The following is a 16,925-nucleotide window of genomic DNA, read 5'->3' as shown; positions in this document are numbered from 1 at the left end:
TTCTTCTACTTCTATACGTCTCAAGCACTCATTCTCATCAAAGTGCCCACACAGTTTGTCTTCTCTCTTCTTAATGAACTCTTGCCCTTTGGCGTGTTGTGTATTCTACTGATTTCGATTGTTTTGTCAAATCATTTTTGTCTTTTTTTAAAATTATTTCACTGTGCTTTTTTAATTGCCAACTTAGCAATCCTTCTTTTACCAACCTGAATGATATAACTGTTTCCAGAAGGTAAAGTTATGGAAGGATCATCTATCTTATTCCCGTTTACTTTAACTGCACCTTGCTTAACCATCCTCATTGATTCAGAGGTACTTGCCGTTAAATGAATCTGTTTTAATAATTGAGCTAATCCAATCGGCTCCACTAGGTTTAGCTCTATCTCCTCTAAATCTTCTGGGATAATTCCTTTTTGGAACCTCTCGATGAATTCTTTATGGGCATGTTCGGCTTGAGCTTGATCATGAAATCGAGCTACTATTTCTTTAGCAAAATCAATTTTAATGTCTCTAGGGTTTGCTCCCTCAGCGGCTGATTGCTTTAGTTTTTGAATTTCAGCGCCTGTTTTAAAACTCAATAAATCAATGTATCTCCACATTAGCTCATCTGAAACAGACATCAATTTACCAAACATTTGGTCAGGAGTCTCTGTAATACCAATATAGTTATTGAGTGATTTAGACATTTTTTTCACTCCGTCTAAACCTTCAATTAAAGGTAGCATCATCACCACTTGAGGCTCAAAACCATAATGTTTTTGTAGTTCTCTACCCATCAGTAAATTAAATTTTTGGTCAGTCCCACCTAGTTCAACATCTGCTTTTAATGCAACTGAATCATAACCTTGCAATAATGGATATAGAAATTCATGAATAGCGATTGGCTGACCGGAAGTATAACGTTTATTAAAATCGTCTCGTTCCAACATTCGCGCCACAGTGTGTGTTGCAGCTAAACGAATTAAATCTACTGCATTAAATTTAGCTAACCACTGTGAGTTAAAAGCTACCGTTGTCTTATCTGGATCTAGAATTTTAAACACTTGATGCTGATAGGTTTTAGCGTTTTCAAGAACGGTTTCTTCACTTAATGGCATTCTTGTCACATTTTTACCAGTAGGATCGCCTATCATCGCTGTAAAATCACCAATTAAAAAGATAACTTCATGTCCCAATTGTTGAAATTGTCGCAACTTGTTTAATAAAACAGTATGTCCAAGATGCAAATCAGGGGCAGTAGGATCAAATCCAGCCTTAATTTTTAATGAACCTTTCTTTTCCAATTTTCTCTCTAACTCAGGGGATGGAAGCACTTCATCGCATCCACGAATTAATTCTATGTAAGCTGAATCTTGAACTATCATGTGATTAAAACCTATCTAAATGATTGACCTATCTTCTAACAGCTAGTATCTTAGCCCGGTTAGCAAATTCCTGCTATACCAAATGACATTTATAAGATAACTTATTACGCTAAATTACATAAAATATTACAAAATACCCAATTTAAAGTCGAATTAATTGACTTTATAATAGCAGTCCCTTCCAAATATTGAGGGTGATTATAATGAACGAGATTATATATTCGCCTTTTTGGGAAGACCGCTACATAGGCAAAGAATGGATAAACGACCAAAAAATATAAAAAGAAAAACTGGTAAGCCTTCAAAGATAGTGTTTATTATTGCGCTAATTGTTGCTTTTTCTTTGCCCTATTATTTAGAAAGTCATTTTTCAAAATACAACCAAATTACTGAGCATCAAGAAACAGAGTCCTCAGATCCAAGTGATGAAGAAGAATACTCAAGCAGTGATGAAGAAGAATTTGCTGATGAGTCTGCTGAAGAAGACACCCGTGAAATAAATAGAGAGCAACTGGCCTCATCGAAAGATACAAATACACTTAAAGAAACAAATCCAATTGTTAAAGAAGCTCCAAAGCTTGTTAAAGACAATGAATGGCAAACCATTACGCCTCGCTCGGGGGATTCAATGGCAGCTATATTCAAACGCTTGGGTTTAAGTGCTCAAAATTTACATGCTGTTGTGAATAAGAATCCCCATGCTAAGGTACTATCTAGAATAAAACCCTCTCAAAAACTGCAATTTTTAATCAACAAAAACAGACTAGAAAAGTTGGTTATTCCTGTTGATTTTGTTAAGACCCTAACAATCTACAGAGTTGGTAATAAGTACAAAACCCGCATGGACTCTAAAAAAACCACGACACAGAACCTTTATCTTACAGCAACAGTAAAGGGCTCTTTATACAGCACTTCACAAAGACTAAATATCCCATCAAAACTTATTCGACAAATGGTACTTATATTCAATAAGGAAATTGATTTTTCTCACTCACTAAGATCCGGAGATCAATTCTCGATAATCTATGATGCTTTTTATGTTGAAAATAAGCGTGTAGGGATAGGTGATATTGTTGCAGTTTCTTATACCAATAAAGGCAAAACTTATCAGGCTATTCGACACAAAAATGCCCGAGGAGAAGTAGACTACTATACTCCCAAAGGAAATAGCTTTAAAAAAGCATTTAACCGTTATCCGATTAAATTTAGCCATATCAGTTCAACATTTACCATATCCAGATATCATCCGATTCTTCATTATCGAAGAGCACATAAAGGAATTGATTTAGCTGCGCGAATTGGTACCCCTATACGTGCAACTGGAGATGGAGTGATAACCATCATAGATAGGCATAATGGCTATGGAAATATGATTAAAATTCAGCACGATAAAACCTACAGCACCGTATATGGACACATGCTGAAGTTTCAAAAAGGCTTGTACAAAGGGAGCCGAGTTAAACGTGGTCAAGTGATTGGTTATGTAGGCCAGACAGGGCTTGCAACAGGACCTCATTGTCACTATGAGCTGCATGTGCATAACCAACCTAAAAACCCAACCACAATCCCTCTACCAACAGCATCGCCCGTTCCAGCAAGAGAATTGGCTGGGTTTAAAGCGAAAGCTGGCAAACTGATCGCCCAATTGAAATTGTATGAATCGGCTCAATTGGCAAGCAAAGGCAAGAAAAAGCCTAGGATTGGATAAATAAATAGCGACAAACGATTACGGCAGCAATGATACCTGCTAAATCAGCCAGCAACCCAGCTGGAATAGCATGCCTTGTCCGCCTTATACCTATAGATCCAAAATAAACAGCAATCACATAGAAAGTCGTTTCAGTGCTTCCCATCATGGTTGCTGCTGTTTTAGAAATAAGGGAATCACCTCCAAACTTATGAATCAATTCGGCCATAATCCCGGTGGAAGCACTTCCAGAAAAAGGCCTTACTAATGCAAGCGGCAACAACTCACTAGGCATTCCTATAAATGACAAAGCAGGAGCTAATAAATCACTCATCAATGTAAAAAATCCAGAAGCTCTTAACATGCCGATGGCTACCATCATTGCAACCAAATAAGGAATCAAGTTAACACTTGTTTCAAATCCTTGTTTAGCCCCAACAATAAATGCATCAAATACATTGATTTTTTTGATTGTTGCATACAATGGAATACCGACAATAAACAGCAAAAAAATCCCATTTGATAATTGGTTAGCAAATCCACTCATAAACTTTTTGTCCCTTCGACTTTAAAACTAGGTAATTTGGCCAATTGTTTTACGGCAATGATAGCTACTGCTGTAGAAACAATTGTTGCAATCAGTGAACTAACAATTACGCTACTTGGATTAGTACTTCCGTTAGCAGCAAGAAAAGCGATCGCAGTTGCTGGAATAAGTTGTACACTCGAAGTATTTATAGCTAGGAATGTACACATCGAATTGGTAGCGATTTTAACATGTTGATTTAAGCTCTGGAGCTCTTTCATGGCTTGTAAACCAAAGGGTGTAGCGGCATTTGCTAATCCAAGCATGTTGGCTGCAATATTCATGACCATAGCCCCCATAGCCGGGTGTTCCGCAGGAATATCTGGGAATAATCGCCGAAGAATTGGTCTAAGAACTCTGCCCAAAATGGCAACCAACCCAGATTCAGAGGCAATGGACATGATGCCTAACCACAAAGTCATCATACCGGCTAGACCTAATGCCAACTCAAATCCCAATTTTGCCGAATCTGTGACGGCTTTTACCACTTCATCTAGACGCCCTTCTATAAAACCTACTAGGACTGAAATAAGTATCATCCCTAACCAAATGATATTTAGCATTCTTGCCTCCAAGCCCATCTAAAGGTTAAAATGTATGCAATTTTAAAACACCCTACTAATTCAGGCCTATGAAATTTGCACATACCTTATTAACATTTTCACTACTTTGTGGATGTTTAATTTCCAGCTCGCCGAGCTTTGCTTTTGATTCAGCAAAAATAGAAGCCGAGGCTGATAAATCTATCCAGGAACTATATCACACCCTCAGTACAATGCCGAACAGTTCTATGACAGATAGGATTAGTTGGATCAGCGGACACTTCAAAGGCACCCCATATGTCCTTGGCTCATTAGGAGAAGGACCTAAGGCCCGATACGATCAGTTCCCTCGTTATAGAGTAGATGCCTTTGACTGTGATACTTACGTGAATACTGTGTTGTCTTTAGCCTTAGCTAATTCCATGGATGCATTCAAAGAATGCTTAAGGTATACGCGGTATAAGGATGGTAAAATAACTTATATTCAACGAAACCATTTTACGTCCATCGATTGGAATAAAAACAATCAAAACAGGGGTGTCCTTAAAGACATTACTCTGAATATTAAAGACAACCAAAACCACCCTGTTGCATTAAATGCCTACGCTTTAATTAATAAACCAGGCTGGTATGATTTTAAAAGCACAGACACCATTCGTCTGCAAAACCCAAGTGATCAAGAGACAAATAATCGATTGTCTGAGCTAAAAGATAAAGGAAAAAAATTAGATATCGTTCCATCCAATTTACCGTACATACCATTGACTGTTTTATTTGAGAATGGGAAAGCCAATAAAAAACTCTTTTCACAAATTCCCAATGGAGCAATTATTGAAATTGTAAGACCAAACTGGAACCTACACGAGCAAATAGGCACCAATTTAGACATATCTCACTTGGGTTTTGCTATTTGGTTCAACAATGTCCTGTATTTTAGGCAAGCATCTTCACAATATGGTCAGGTTGTCGATACTCCTTTAATTGATTACTTGAATGATGCTCGTAAGAGTCCGACCATTAAAGGGATTAATATTCAAGTGGTAGTGCCCACAAAGCCCACCGCAAACTCCTGTGTGCAATTTATCAATGAGTGAGAATCCATGCAGATATTTTATGGCCTGTTACTAATTCATATTTTATGTGGCAGTGTCAGTATGTCCTGTTCCTTAGCTGCTATTGCTACGAAAAAGGGTGGTCAACAGCATAGAAAATACGGGCGCTATTTTTTCTATGGTATGACTGGAATTCTTCTAACTGCAATTCCTATGGCTATTATTAAATCCAATTTATTTTTATTCTTAATTGCTGTATTCAGCTACTATTTGGCCTATAGCGGATTAAGGTATGCACGGCGTCGTGATCAAAAACCATCTAAAACTGATTGGTGTGTTAGCCTGATCATGATTCTGGCTTCAATTTCAATGATTCTTACTGGTTTTTTGCTATACGATATTAAGAACTTTCACGGCCAAGTGTTGATTGTTTTTGGACTTCTGGGAGCAAGCTTTAGCCTGAACGATTTCAGATTATTTTCTAAAGGCTCGCTTCCTTATCCTATTCGAATTAGCCGGCATTTGGCGGCTATGTTAGGAGGGACTATTGCAGCCTATACTGCATTTTTAGTGACAAATGTTTCATTCAACCCACCCATTGTATTATGGTTAGGACCCACTGTATTAATCACTCCTTTGATTATTTACTGGACTAATAAAGTTGAGAAAAAACCCTACTAATCATGCTTTTGTGTTCAAGGACATGATGGCTAAATATTTATTCGAAACACCCAGCTTCTTATTGGCATTTTGTAGGTGAAAATTAACAGTACGTTTACTAATCTTTAATGATTTTGCTATCAGTTCTAAGCGAAATCCTTCAGCGGTTAATCTTAAACATTCCTGCTCTCTTTTAGTAAGCGGGATTTCTCCTATCATTTTCTCTTGCAACAGTAATCTTAGGAAATGAAAATACGTATGTAAAAGGCCTAGCCAAGTATCTAAATGATCCTCCCAATTTGTTAGTCCACTTTCATTGATGCGTTGATGAAGAACTAAAATGACAAACTCACCTTTAGGTCCATGTAAAGGAATGCATAGCCCTTTGTCCAAACCAAAATTAATGGATTCTTGTTTAAAACGTTGCACTCTTTTGTTTGTTGCCAAACGCAGTTGCTCTTTGACATCCCAAAAAACAGGCAAAAGAGATTGCTCTGTAGACTCGAGTATCCTGTCTATATCAGCATAACCCTCTTGCAAATAAAAATTATGCCAAGCTTCTAGTGCAGTAGTTGCCCAGTCATACACTAATTTACTGCCCGTTTTAGTGTGTTGATTGTAATAAGTGAAAGCAAAACTTTTTATATTTATGCTTGCAAAATAATTTTTTAGTAATGAATTTAACTCTTCGATTGTCTTTACTTCAGACATCTGTTTTTTAATGATATGCATTGCTAATAACCTCAATTAAAAAGCAATTGAGTCATAAGTTCAAAAATGTCGAACTTATCAACTCTGAATGGGCTGTTTATGATAAGAAATACAGAGGATATGCATACTTGAAACAAGCACATGGTGAATAGATGTTCAAATAAGGATTGGTCATTAAAACCAATGAGCAATCCTACATTTGGAGCTTACCTTAGGTAGTATTACAATCGGATCTGTACCTTACAAACTAATTACTACAAATTGCCATAAAATGCATTCAAGTTTACTGATCCAGCAGCAACCCCTTTAAGTAAAATATGGTAATTTCCTGCAGCTGGCCTTTTGATAGTAAAATATTCATTGCCAGTACTAGCGTCTTTTACTGTATCGACTTTTTTCATACTTCCATTTTCATAACGAACATACAACTGCACGTTAGCTTTCGCATTATTTTGGTTGTTATATGCTTGTATATAAAGCAGGTCGTAGGTGTATGGGTATCTATTGAGTACGGGTACTTTGATAAAATAGCGATGCTCATCGCCGGCTGTTATTTTGATGTCATTGACTATTGTACCATTACTTATCTCGACTTCATCATCAGATTGAGGATCTGTCACATTACAATTAGCGTCTACACCTACGCCTTTAAAGCTAACAATTACGTCGTTCACTTCATACCCTAGATCTGCTGCTGCCCTAGCAACACCACAGGCTGCGCTATTAAACGTTGCTTCTTTCTGCCAGTACATTTGATTCGCAAGTAAAAACACACCAAAGGCTTTTCTTATATCCCAGTTAGGTGTCATGGATAAATTATAAAATGCTTTATTAAAGACTCCAGAAGTATGGTGGACATCCATAGAATCGTTGTAATTTTTTGCATTGTCTATTGATACACCATCTTGGCTTGGATTCATAAAATATCGCAATGCGCCCTGCGCTTTCATGATGCTGGCTCCGCACAGCCAATCGTTTTCCTTACCAATTTGCTTGTTCATATAATCTTCAGCTGTTTCTCCCGCCATGTCTGAGAATGCTTCATTAATTCCCCCAGATTGGCGTTTATAAACAAGCCCAGAATTAAATTCAGTGACCCCATGGCTTACCTCATGAGCCATAATATCTAAAGAGGTTAATGGATACAAATTGACTCCACCATCTCCGAAAGTCATTTGCTGACCGTCCCAAAAGGCATTCTCGTAGTTTCTACCGTAATGGACACGAACTTTAAATTTTGAATTGAGTGGATTTAATGAATACCATTTACGATACATGTCAAGAACCATGCTGGCGAAATAATGACCATCATTGAGTGGTGAATATGCACCATTTGCTGGTCTGCCATTGTTTACCGCTCTTTCACTACTAGTTCCTGGACAGGCAAAACGATAAATGCTACCTCCAATCGTCTGATTTTGCATATCATAAGTGTCGACATCCGCGTTGGTCATTTGACAACTGTCGGAAACATTCAGATAGCTAAAATCATGTCCATAATAATAACTTCCAACTTTCTGGTTTCCACCAGGTCCTTCGGCATCTCGTGTTGTTAAGCCATCCCATGAGCTAATAATTTTGCCTGTTTGCGCATTAACCATATAGAATGGGCGTTGTGTATTGGAACCTTCCACATTAAAGGAAACTAAATAGATTAATTCGGCTTTATTGTTATCATCCAAGTGTATATAAAGTTCAGCTTTCTCATTCTTAATGAAATCATTTTTTTTCAGCCGTACTTTACCTTTAGTGATTTCTAAAGCAGTCATTTCATCTATAGCCGGACTTGTAAAGCTCAAATCTGCTTCGATATCCGTTGTCATTTGACCATACCAAGACATCTGATCGTTATTTAATTCAGAACTGGTCAAAATGGAGTTAAAAACTGGAACACCTTTGTAGTATAAATTGTACTTCTTTTTCACCACGCCATTCGGCAATACTAGTCTATTTGATAAGTTGAACTGATAATCATCATTCTTTCCAGCCAGTGTGTTTTTACCAACGGTTAAATAGTTATTTAAGTTGTTATCATCAACGTAGATTATCTTGGCTGCGTGCGCTGACATGGAAAAAATAACAGCCCCTGAAACAAGGGAAGAGAATTTAAATTTATTCATAACATCTCCTTATGTAATTTTGTTTTGAAACCAGAACTCGTTCAGAAAAGTCATCATAATTTGTCACTAACTCATTGAAAACCTGACATTTATTACAGGTTGGAGCAGATGAAGAGCGTCATGGTGAACCAGTGCTTCAACAGCAGTTGAATACCATTTCGCTAAAATAAAAACGAAAAACAACACTAAAAATAGGGTCAGGACTTGATTAGCTATTTAATTTGACAGATAGGCCTATAATCCGCATAATGTGATTTATTATTATTCATTTTGGATTTATTTGATTCTTTGTTGAGTTGTCGTTCTTGGAGTTAGTATGCGCTTTGTTCAATGGGTTATTGCGGCAGTATTGTCGAGTTTATTGGTTACATTAAAGGTCAATGCAACGACAATACATATTCTGCAAGCCAACCTATACTCTTGGTCCACGATGGATACTAAAAAGACTCCTCCCCCGATTGTTCGCATGACCAATTACATCAACGACCATAATTTTGATTTTATAGCTGCCCAAGAAAATGATTACTCGTTATTGGATGGGATTTATAAGCTTGATAAAAAGTATAAAATGGCAGGAAATAGAGAGGACGCTACTATTTTTTATGATAGTTCACGATGGTCTGTGCTAAAAGATCGTCAAAAAAAATTAGCCATGACACCTGATGGAGGCGGTCAACGAGCCGCTGTGTTTTCTCAATTTAAAAATATAAAAACGGGTGAGATCATCGCTCTAGCCACCACCCATCTATGCATTGCCTGGGGTGGGCATGCAGATTGCACCGGTGGACAGATAACTGCTCATAATAAAGACGCCAGAACAATCAGTGAATTCCTTGAGAATTACCCAGCACTAGAAAAAATTCCCACGTTTGTCACGGGTGATTTTAATACGATGCAAGATAACTTAAATCAGGCTCAACTGTTGGAATCTACTTTTGTAAACTATGGCTTAGCTGCCGTCAAATCGAATGGAACTTTCATTGGACCGACTTTTGGAAACGCTGTCATTGACTTCGTCTATTTTCGCAAGGCTTCCTTAACAAATGCTGTTCTTTATACTCGAGCACAAGGAAATCCCTCTGATCACTCCGCAATTGATTCGACTTTCCAGATTGGCGATGATAAATAACAGGACTTCAACTAAACTAATTAAAACGCCTTCAGTTGTAGAGTTGCGATCATGAGGTTTCTGAGTATTCTTTTTTTGGGGCTAATCTCTACTTACGCTTGGCCTGCTGATTCGGCATGTAGTCCTCAAGGTTCTTTTCGAATAAATAATGGATGCATGCCTGTGGTATTTGTGATTCGACATGCTGAAGATACGTCATCAGGTGCCCATGAGCTGACTGCTGAAGGAAAGAGGCATGCAGAGCTATACTTCATGTTATTTAATCACTATGTGTGGGGTGGGACTCATAGTATAGGCTTGAAAAAGGACCAAGCTTGCGTATGTCCTATTGGTAAAATTATAAGCATAAGTGATAAAGGTAGTGATATTTCCCCAAGAAACCCTAATCGTAACCCGAGTCCAAACCCTTATAATACCGTAAAACAGCTTGGTCATGACCTAGGGCTCCCCATTACTACCTACAACGATCAAAGCCAATATTGGAGTAGCTTTCAATGGAATGCGGATGCAAAAAAACAATTGTTTGATTACAGTGGAAATTCAGCCCAATATTCTGTCGTGATTGCCTGGGATAAGCAAGGCATGAACCCTTCAGAAGCAGAGTATATGAAGTTAATGACCTGGCTCCAGGAGCCCGAGTCTAAAGTTCCATTTAAACAATTTATTCCTCTACTCAAGTATTTTCCTAATACCCCGCCAAGCAAAAGCTCGATTGCCCTAGAGCCTCTAAAAACGAATCTCTGGGTGTTTTCTGATCAAAATGAAGAAGGAAAATTTTTGAACATGAGATTATATCAACAAATGTTTTATGCCAAAGACTGCAAAAGTGATGCAACATTACTTCCTACCAAAAAATCAAAATGTGTTGTTCCGCTACAACGAAACTACTAGGCAACGTCCCTGAAGTTTTTTTAAAAAATAGTTGATCTTGATTGAGCACAGATTTTCGATTAATGACGGTTGTTTCGTCCAACTCTTTGCTTGTTCTATGTGTAACCGCCTCTTGCAAAGAATGTGCGGCTTGCAAGATTTCTTCAGAGATGATATTTCTTACTTTCATATTTGCGCGAATCTTAGTTGCTTCTACTTCTCGAATATGCGCTTCCAATGGAGGTCTATGTACATCTATTCCGCCCCCTATATTATAATCTTCTTTTGATGTTCTTCTTTCTTGAGCTGTTAATACATTACCACCATTCAAGGACATTAGTTCTTTTTCGACCCGATCATACTCCGATTGAATAACTTTAGGGTCCTTTTTATAAAGCGCCCAGTATTTTTCTTAGTAGCCATTTCCAATGGTTATCTGGAAATTTAGGATCCTCCATGAGTTTAAGGGTATTTTCATCAAGATTATCACTTGTACGCAACTGTACAACAAGCCCCTCAGCATGCCGTGAGCCTGAAGAGGCTTCACCAAGTACTAATTTTTGTAGATTTCGACTACGCTCCGGTTGAGAAGACTCTTCTACAGTGGCTTTATACACACGCAGTTGTTCTTGCAAACTGAGTTGCAGCATCTGTTGCAGATAAAGATAAGTGGCAGGTACTTCGTCACCAAACTCACTTTTTTTGTATTGATTATATGCCATTTCCTCAACCGTCTGTGCAACTCCAATGCCAGTTGCTACACCGACTAAGGTCCCCGCTACAGTTGCCCCCCATTTGTGCACATATACAATCTACTTTGATCTATTTTGAATCACATGGATCGTATTGTATAATCTTACGAACACAAATTTTGACTTATGCGATTGTTTAATGAGAGTTATCAATATGAATAAATTAAGCCATTTAATCTTTAGTTTGCTTGGCTTATTAGCCATATGTAACCAAACATTTTCACAGAATCCATGTATTGGCGGAGGTATGTCTATTCGCTTTGATTTATCAAAAACCAATAATGCAAGTATTCAAAATCGGAACACATACATCGTCGTTCTAGGTATTGATCCAGCAACGAAAAAACACGCTTATGTAAAATTTAATGACGGAAATCATATTGGAACTTTGGTTGATATTACCGATAAGAGCATGAACGCAAGGGACTATGGAATTTCATTGTCTGAATTGATGCCTAACTCAGATGGTGTGACACAAGCATGCATCCCGCACCTCACATCGGGTAGAGTTTACATATCCTTAGGAAACCCTTTGGACATGCCTACAGAAAAGAATTCCTTAACTCCACAGCAACCCGATGTAAACAACCCGCAAACGACCACGAATGGAACTCTTTTTGATAAAGTCGAGTTTAACTACAGTTCGAGTGGTGAAACAGTCATTAACCCTACTGGTGTTGATTTTATTGCTATCCCATACACCATTAAACAAGCAGGACATGAGTATGGCCATTTTGGTGGTCTTGACGGAGTCGTTAAAAACATGAAATCCATCATTTGCCATGCTTCAGGTGAATCTATCAATTCAGCTGAATGTTCTATGCGCTGGAAGAACTCTGAATGGTCTAGCCTTGTTGTCTACAACTCAGAAAACTCTTTGATGCGTATTGATGCTCCAGGCAGGAGTGGGAATCGATTCAGTGGGTACTTCAATAACTACCTTCGTGAATTAAGCCGCTACTATTCTTCTGCTAGAAACCGTTCAATTAAAATTGATTTAAAAGAACTAAATCAAGGTATTTGGTCGGGATATTTTGTTCCAGACACACAAAACATAGTCTTTTCTCGTGATGGAGGTACTGGCTCTGAGAAATACGCCTACAACCTTAGTTCGCCTCAAGCGAGTAATGCCATTTTGATGGGATCACAAGCCCCATTTAATAATCGAAATGCGATAGATTCAACGATTGCTAGAGATCTTACTTCTGCGATTGTTTCGGGTATGTTAATGAGAAAAGAATCTGCTTTCATAGGAAAAGATTTCTTTGATGCCCAAGGAAATCCGGTTTTTAAAAATAAGCAACAAATGCAAGGTTTATTAAAATTCTATTTTAACAATGTGGAAAGCTCAGTTGATTATGCTGCAAATCAATGTGGATCCTCAAAAGACGAACCTTGTGTGAATATTTACTCTGAAGCGATGCATGCTTTAAGTTTTGATAAGTACATTGAACACCCGCAACAAAGCTATTTAAACTCCTATGCGTTTTCCTATGATGACTTTCTTGGTATGGATGGCACGAATACACAGACTGATACTCAGCCGGCAACTATAGTCATTGGTGATATGAAAGATCGAAAAATTCCACATATCGATTTCTAATGGGTGTGACTGTATGTGGGGACAGAGAAGCATCTGACGGATCTGGTGGTTGGGCCCCCCCCTAATTAATGCCAATTGTATAAATTAGTATACCGCGCCTGAAGCGCGGTATAGAAGGTTGCCACTGGGACCTACAGCCTCTCTACCAATTCTATCGTTTATTGAGTCAATGACCCAATTTACAATTGAAATTATTTTTTGATTTCAGCAGTAGCTTTTTTAGTTTCTTGAACTAAGCCTAGCATGGCTTTTTCAAGGATTTGGAAAGATTTTTGCATATAATCCAAAGCCTTGTGACCATTCTCAACGGCTAAACCAATTTGCTTTTCTAGAAACTCTTCTGGCTTTTTAACTTGAGCTAACTCTTCTGGTTTTAAAAAACTTAAGCCTTGTAAGGTTTTTACATTGAGCTCAGCAATGGCTTGAAAGGGTTCTTGGAGTTTTTTAGCCATTTCACTCCACTTTTCATAGTTATGTTGCATCATGATTATCTCCGATTTGTTGCATTGCACAATTTAATATTAGTAAATATATCTAATGTTTGTCAATAGATTATTAAAAATATTTTTGCGGTGCACAATAAAATCGTTGAATTAGGTTTTGAATAGGTTTTGCCATTGTTGCATCATCTGTTGCATTTGTTTATTCCATGCATCAGATGCTTTTTGATAAGGATTATCATGCATTGGCTTTTCCATAGTTTGGAACATCTGCTCCATCATTGCTTTAAAAGCCACATGCATAGGATGATTTGCTAAGGCAATGATCTGCCTTAAAATTCCCGCAGACAAGAACTGAGTGGGTCCTGCTTCCATTTCCACGATGATTTGCAATAACACTGAATTAGTCAGATCTTTACTGGATTCGGAGTCTTCAATTTTAAAGTCCACTCCATCCACCACGTACTTTTGTAGTTGTTCCAAAGTAATGTACTGGCTAATTTCAGTATCATAGAGTCTTCTGTTTTTATATTTTTTTATTAATCTCAAAGCATTTTCCATTCATCGCAACCAGAATAAACATTCATTGCTAGTGCTAATACATATGCAAACCACCATTCACACTTAGGTTTGCGCCAGTAATATATCGACTTTTTTCACTGATTAAAAATTCAATTGCCCAAGCAATTTCTTGTGGTTCAGCCAAACGCTTCGCTGGAATTAAGTTAATAATCCCATCTAAAATATCGGGTCGAATTCCTTGCATTAAACGAGTATTTACATAACCAGGAGAAATACTATTCACCGTAATGTTTTTACTCATCAACTCTTGCGCCAATGTTTTTGTAAACCCATACACACCCGCTTTAGAGGCCGCATAGTTTGCTTGAGAGAATTGTCCTTTCTGTGCATTCACAGAAGAAACATTGACTATTCGACCTGAACCTTGTGTTTTCATGCCTTCTACAACTTGTTTGGTCACATTAAACATGCCATCTAAATTAACTCTTAATACTTCATCCCATTGTTGTTTGGTCATCTTAGTAAAAACTGCATCACGAGTGATTCCTGCATTATTAATCAACACATCCACACTGCCAAACTCTTTGATGATTTTTCCAACTACGGCTGAGCATTCGTCATAATCCGTAACATCCATGTGTCTGAAATAGCAATTTTTATAACCCTGCTCCACTAAATCTTGATGCCATGCAATGCCTTTTTCTTCTGAAAGTAAATCCAAAGCAACAACATGCTTAAAGGAGGAATTCAGTTCCTTAACTACCGCTGTACCTATGTCTCCAGTTCCACCAGTAATTAATACGACGTTATTATTTAACATACTCTTCTCTATTTGGTTATTTTATCCTGTACCTAGTCCATAATACAGGCCTAATGTTATTGATAAGAACGCATTACATGTATTGACCACCATTCACATCTAAATTTGCTCCGGTAATAAAAGCACTTTCTTGAGAAACCAAAAAGGCGACTGCCTCTGCAATTTCTTTAGGATACCCTAAACGTCCCACTGGAATTTGAGCAATAATTGAATTTAGCACCTCTTCTTTCATAGCCGCTAGCATAGGGGTTTCAATATATCCTGGTGATATGGTATTAACTGTTATCCCTTTGCTGGCAACCTCTAGTGCAAGGCTTTTGGTAAAGCCAAATAATGCGGCTTTTGTTGAAGCATAATTGCACTGCCCAAATTGCCCTTTTCGGCCGTTGATGGATGAAATGCTAACTATGCGCCCGTATCCTTTTTCAAGCATAACTGGAATAACATTACGGGTCATATTGAAGACGCTGGTTAAATTAGCATCTAAGACATCCTGCCACTGTTGGGGTGTCATTTTTCTTAAGCTGCTGTCTTTAGTAATTCCAGCATTATTCACAAGGACATCGATACGCCCATAGCGCTCAATGACTAAAGAAGTAATTTTTTCACAATCAGAATATTGAGCAATATCTCCATAGACCACATCAATGTCATAGCCTTGACGTCGTTGCTCCTCCTGCCATTGCTTGGCTTCCTCATGACGTCCATCTTTAAAATAGCAAGCAACTACTTTGTATTGAGTAGCCAAGTGCTGGGATATTGCTGAACCTATTCCACCAGTTCCTCCAGTAACTATCGCAATTCTCTTATCCATAACAACTCCTTTTGTTTTAAAACAAATATTTGTTGTATTCTTACTACAAAGCAAATTATCTCACTTGTCAATGAGAGTGAAGAGGAATTGTCTCAAAAACAAAAAATCATTGGAATTCGACAATCACGTTTCTTAATTCATTGAGGCCTTTTGTGCGTTTTCTGGATGAGACTCAACCTTGTCTTGTGCCGCAGAATGTGATTTTTCATTCCACCAATATTTAAGCTTCTGTATTCCATGCATCGTCGCGTTATATAAATCGGGGATAATAGATGCAATGGCATCAAGAAAATCGGTAAACCCACCTTTGTTAAATCCATAAATGCAACGCTTAAACTCAGCACCTTTTTTACTAAGCGCAATGATGTCATCCTTATTCGAGAATAAACGATTAGGGTTAAATCCTAACTGGAATTTTGACTCGTACTCGTCCAACTCTTTAGCAAATATCTCTTCGATATCATCTGCAATCAGGTGTTTAACTTGTGTCTTGGTAAGAACGGGGTAAAGTTCTGCCATCATATGGCGAATCGTTTCATTACCAGTTAAGTTCTTAGTGGTATCTTTGCGATCATCTGGGCCTTGTCCAAGACTCCAATTGCATGCACCAACCAATAGCTTTAGTGCCTCGTGGTATTCAGCATATGCCGTCGCTCTTTGACTAATGTAATACGCTGTAGCAGCCCACCCTATCCAACCAATAAACCCAATCACGGGTAGAAATGATAAGGCTGTCGCTGTTACCGCAAACCCTACACTTGCCATTAATTTTAAATCCACACTCTTTAATTGTGCTGATTTTTCTTTAACTAATGCGGTGCATTTACTTATAAAATCAATATGATCGTGTTTTGAAGTTAAAAAATCTTGTCCATGTACGACTCTAATTCCAAGCTGATTGCCATCAGCTGCCTGAGCCTCTCTTTCAATGAAGAAGTACTTTTGTGATTCAGTTTCGAGTGTGCTTAGGTAACTGTTGATTCCAAGTTGCGGAATAGGTGTGAAATTTTGTTGGCCTTTGATTCCTATTAACTCAAATACTGATGGCATACTTATCTTTCTCTCTTTAAAAAAGAGGGCATTTTAGATTTTATTAAGAACAAACACAATGCTTGTACAAAATATTTATATTTGGAGTAGAGTGACCAATTAATGGATGAATGAGAGTTGTGCTCTATTTGCATTTTTATCTGCTCCCTTCCAGTCGCGGCTCGGATTTCATCAGTGCTAAATTTGGATTTTTACCTTTACAA

Annotated in this window: 18 protein-coding genes; 6 read left to right on the top strand and 12 right to left on the bottom strand. The window is 37.8% G+C overall.

Going from position 1 to position 16,925, the window contains the following annotated elements:
* Positions 1-158: 158 nt before the first annotated feature.
* A complete protein-coding gene (gene tyrS, locus Lwal_RS13215) occupies positions 159-1,364 on the bottom strand; it encodes a tyrosine--tRNA ligase (RefSeq protein ID WP_058481267.1) in 1,206 nt (401 codons plus the stop codon).
* Positions 1,365-1,620: 256 nt separating this feature from the next.
* Here tyrS and Lwal_RS13210 point away from each other — a divergent pair, with 256 nt between their 5' ends.
* Complete coding sequence (locus tag Lwal_RS13210; protein WP_058481266.1) at positions 1,621-3,072, top strand: peptidoglycan DD-metalloendopeptidase family protein; 1,452 nt, start codon at positions 1,621-1,623, stop codon at positions 3,070-3,072.
* Here Lwal_RS13210 and Lwal_RS13205 read toward each other — a convergent pair.
* Together Lwal_RS13205 and Lwal_RS13200 are read right to left on the bottom strand one after the other, a co-directional pair.
* On the bottom strand, positions 3,059-3,598 hold the full coding sequence (locus Lwal_RS13205) for a spore maturation protein (protein ID WP_058481265.1): 540 nt from the start codon (positions 3,596-3,598) through the stop codon (positions 3,059-3,061). The genes Lwal_RS13210 and Lwal_RS13205 overlap by 14 nt on opposite strands.
* On the bottom strand, positions 3,595-4,200 hold the full coding sequence (locus tag Lwal_RS13200) for a nucleoside recognition domain-containing protein (RefSeq protein ID WP_058481264.1): 606 nt from the start codon (positions 4,198-4,200) through the stop codon (positions 3,595-3,597). The genes Lwal_RS13205 and Lwal_RS13200 overlap by 4 nt, the downstream gene beginning before the upstream one ends.
* Before the next feature lie 68 nt (positions 4,201-4,268).
* Between Lwal_RS13200 and Lwal_RS13195 the strand changes: the two genes are divergently transcribed.
* Together Lwal_RS13195 and Lwal_RS13190 are read left to right on the top strand one after the other, a co-directional pair.
* Positions 4,269-5,273 (top strand): N-acetylmuramoyl-L-alanine amidase-like domain-containing protein, encoded by a 1,005-nt coding sequence (locus Lwal_RS13195; RefSeq protein ID WP_058481263.1) that lies wholly within the window; start codon positions 4,269-4,271, stop codon positions 5,271-5,273.
* Positions 5,274-5,279: 6 nt separating this feature from the next.
* The gene (locus Lwal_RS13190) at positions 5,280-5,912 is read left to right on the top strand and encodes a hypothetical protein (RefSeq protein WP_058481262.1); all 633 of its coding nucleotides are present in this window, start codon (positions 5,280-5,282) and stop codon (positions 5,910-5,912) included.
* Here Lwal_RS13190 and Lwal_RS13185 read toward each other — a convergent pair whose 3' ends face one another.
* On the bottom strand, positions 5,913-6,623 hold the full coding sequence (locus tag Lwal_RS13185) for a helix-turn-helix transcriptional regulator (RefSeq protein ID WP_058481261.1): 711 nt from the start codon (positions 6,621-6,623) through the stop codon (positions 5,913-5,915). It abuts the gene before it with no gap.
* A gap of 233 nt (positions 6,624-6,856) precedes the next feature.
* The gene (locus tag Lwal_RS13180; protein ID WP_058481260.1) at positions 6,857-8,722 is read right to left on the bottom strand and encodes a M4 family metallopeptidase; all 1,866 of its coding nucleotides are present in this window, start codon (positions 8,720-8,722) and stop codon (positions 6,857-6,859) included.
* A 316-nt stretch (positions 8,723-9,038) separates the two neighbouring features.
* Here Lwal_RS13180 and Lwal_RS13175 point away from each other — a divergent pair, with 316 nt between their 5' ends.
* A complete protein-coding gene (locus Lwal_RS13175) occupies positions 9,039-9,851 on the top strand; it encodes an endonuclease/exonuclease/phosphatase family protein (RefSeq protein WP_058481259.1) in 813 nt (270 codons plus the stop codon).
* A 51-nt stretch (positions 9,852-9,902) separates the two neighbouring features.
* Complete coding sequence (locus Lwal_RS13170) at positions 9,903-10,742, top strand: hypothetical protein (RefSeq protein ID WP_058481258.1); 840 nt, start codon at positions 9,903-9,905, stop codon at positions 10,740-10,742.
* Here Lwal_RS13170 and Lwal_RS13165 read toward each other — a convergent pair.
* Positions 10,696-11,058 (bottom strand): hypothetical protein, encoded by a 363-nt coding sequence (locus tag Lwal_RS13165; RefSeq protein ID WP_058481257.1) that lies wholly within the window; start codon positions 11,056-11,058, stop codon positions 10,696-10,698. The two genes, Lwal_RS13170 and Lwal_RS13165, sit on opposite strands and share 47 nt — an antisense overlap.
* A gap of 52 nt (positions 11,059-11,110) precedes the next feature.
* Positions 11,111-11,524: a hypothetical protein gene (locus tag Lwal_RS13160; RefSeq protein ID WP_058481256.1), complete on the bottom strand. Its 414-nt coding sequence runs from the start codon at positions 11,522-11,524 to the stop codon at positions 11,111-11,113.
* Positions 11,525-11,627: 103 nt separating this feature from the next.
* Here Lwal_RS13160 and Lwal_RS13155 point away from each other — a divergent pair, with 103 nt between their 5' ends.
* Positions 11,628-13,076: a beta-1,3-glucanase family protein gene (locus Lwal_RS13155; protein WP_231951015.1), complete on the top strand. Its 1,449-nt coding sequence runs from the start codon at positions 11,628-11,630 to the stop codon at positions 13,074-13,076.
* A 191-nt stretch (positions 13,077-13,267) separates the two neighbouring features.
* Here Lwal_RS13155 and Lwal_RS13150 read toward each other — a convergent pair whose 3' ends face one another.
* The 5 genes from Lwal_RS13150 to Lwal_RS13130 form a co-directional block, all read right to left on the bottom strand.
* Entirely contained in the window at positions 13,268-13,561 is a 294-nt protein-coding gene (locus Lwal_RS13150; protein ID WP_058481255.1) for a phasin family protein, read from the bottom strand.
* Between the two features lie 108 nt (positions 13,562-13,669).
* Entirely contained in the window at positions 13,670-14,077 is a 408-nt protein-coding gene (locus Lwal_RS13145) for a polyhydroxyalkanoate synthesis regulator DNA-binding domain-containing protein (protein WP_058481254.1), read from the bottom strand.
* A 34-nt stretch (positions 14,078-14,111) separates the two neighbouring features.
* Positions 14,112-14,858: an acetoacetyl-CoA reductase gene (phbB, locus tag Lwal_RS13140; protein WP_058481253.1), complete on the bottom strand. Its 747-nt coding sequence runs from the start codon at positions 14,856-14,858 to the stop codon at positions 14,112-14,114.
* A 73-nt stretch (positions 14,859-14,931) separates the two neighbouring features.
* Positions 14,932-15,672, bottom strand: a complete 741-nt coding sequence (gene phbB, locus Lwal_RS13135) for an acetoacetyl-CoA reductase (RefSeq protein ID WP_058481252.1) — start codon at positions 15,670-15,672, stop codon at positions 14,932-14,934.
* 132 nt (positions 15,673-15,804) lie between these two features.
* A complete protein-coding gene (locus Lwal_RS13130) occupies positions 15,805-16,722 on the bottom strand; it encodes a hypothetical protein (RefSeq protein WP_058481251.1) in 918 nt (305 codons plus the stop codon).
* Positions 16,723-16,925: the final 203 nt, after the last annotated feature.

Source organism: Legionella waltersii (genome assembly GCF_001468085.1).
Taxonomy (GTDB): domain Bacteria; phylum Pseudomonadota; class Gammaproteobacteria; order Legionellales; family Legionellaceae; genus Legionella; species Legionella waltersii.
The sequence above is the reverse complement of the archived record's forward strand: the minus strand, read 5'-3'. Positions and strand labels throughout refer to the sequence as shown.

Excerpts from the sequence above, each read along its gene's own strand:
- tyrS (WP_058481267.1), bottom strand. The coding sequence starts at position 1,364 with ATGATAGTTCAAGATTCAGCTTACATAGAATTAATTCGTGGATGCGAT.
- Lwal_RS13210 (WP_058481266.1), top strand. The coding sequence starts at position 1,621 with ATGGATAAACGACCAAAAAATATAAAAAGAAAAACTGGTAAGCCTTCA.
- Lwal_RS13205 (WP_058481265.1), bottom strand. The coding sequence starts at position 3,598 with ATGAGTGGATTTGCTAACCAATTATCAAATGGGATTTTTTTGCTGTTT.
- Lwal_RS13200 (WP_058481264.1), bottom strand. The coding sequence starts at position 4,200 with ATGCTAAATATCATTTGGTTAGGGATGATACTTATTTCAGTCCTAGTA.
- Lwal_RS13195 (WP_058481263.1), top strand. The coding sequence starts at position 4,269 with ATGAAATTTGCACATACCTTATTAACATTTTCACTACTTTGTGGATGT.
- Lwal_RS13190 (WP_058481262.1), top strand. The coding sequence starts at position 5,280 with ATGCAGATATTTTATGGCCTGTTACTAATTCATATTTTATGTGGCAGT.
- Lwal_RS13185 (WP_058481261.1), bottom strand. The coding sequence starts at position 6,623 with ATGCATATCATTAAAAAACAGATGTCTGAAGTAAAGACAATCGAAGAG.
- Lwal_RS13180 (WP_058481260.1), bottom strand. The coding sequence starts at position 8,722 with ATGAATAAATTTAAATTCTCTTCCCTTGTTTCAGGGGCTGTTATTTTT.
- Lwal_RS13175 (WP_058481259.1), top strand. The coding sequence starts at position 9,039 with ATGCGCTTTGTTCAATGGGTTATTGCGGCAGTATTGTCGAGTTTATTG.
- Lwal_RS13170 (WP_058481258.1), top strand. The coding sequence starts at position 9,903 with ATGAGGTTTCTGAGTATTCTTTTTTTGGGGCTAATCTCTACTTACGCT.
- Lwal_RS13165 (WP_058481257.1), bottom strand. The coding sequence starts at position 11,058 with ATGTCCTTGAATGGTGGTAATGTATTAACAGCTCAAGAAAGAAGAACA.
- Lwal_RS13155 (WP_231951015.1), top strand. The coding sequence starts at position 11,628 with ATGAATAAATTAAGCCATTTAATCTTTAGTTTGCTTGGCTTATTAGCC.
- Lwal_RS13150 (WP_058481255.1), bottom strand. The coding sequence starts at position 13,561 with ATGATGCAACATAACTATGAAAAGTGGAGTGAAATGGCTAAAAAACTC.
- Lwal_RS13145 (WP_058481254.1), bottom strand. The coding sequence starts at position 14,077 with ATGGAAAATGCTTTGAGATTAATAAAAAAATATAAAAACAGAAGACTC.
- phbB (WP_058481253.1), bottom strand. The coding sequence starts at position 14,858 with ATGTTAAATAATAACGTCGTATTAATTACTGGTGGAACTGGAGACATA.
- phbB (WP_058481252.1), bottom strand. The coding sequence starts at position 15,672 with ATGGATAAGAGAATTGCGATAGTTACTGGAGGAACTGGTGGAATAGGT.
- Lwal_RS13130 (WP_058481251.1), bottom strand. The coding sequence starts at position 16,722 with ATGCCATCAGTATTTGAGTTAATAGGAATCAAAGGCCAACAAAATTTC.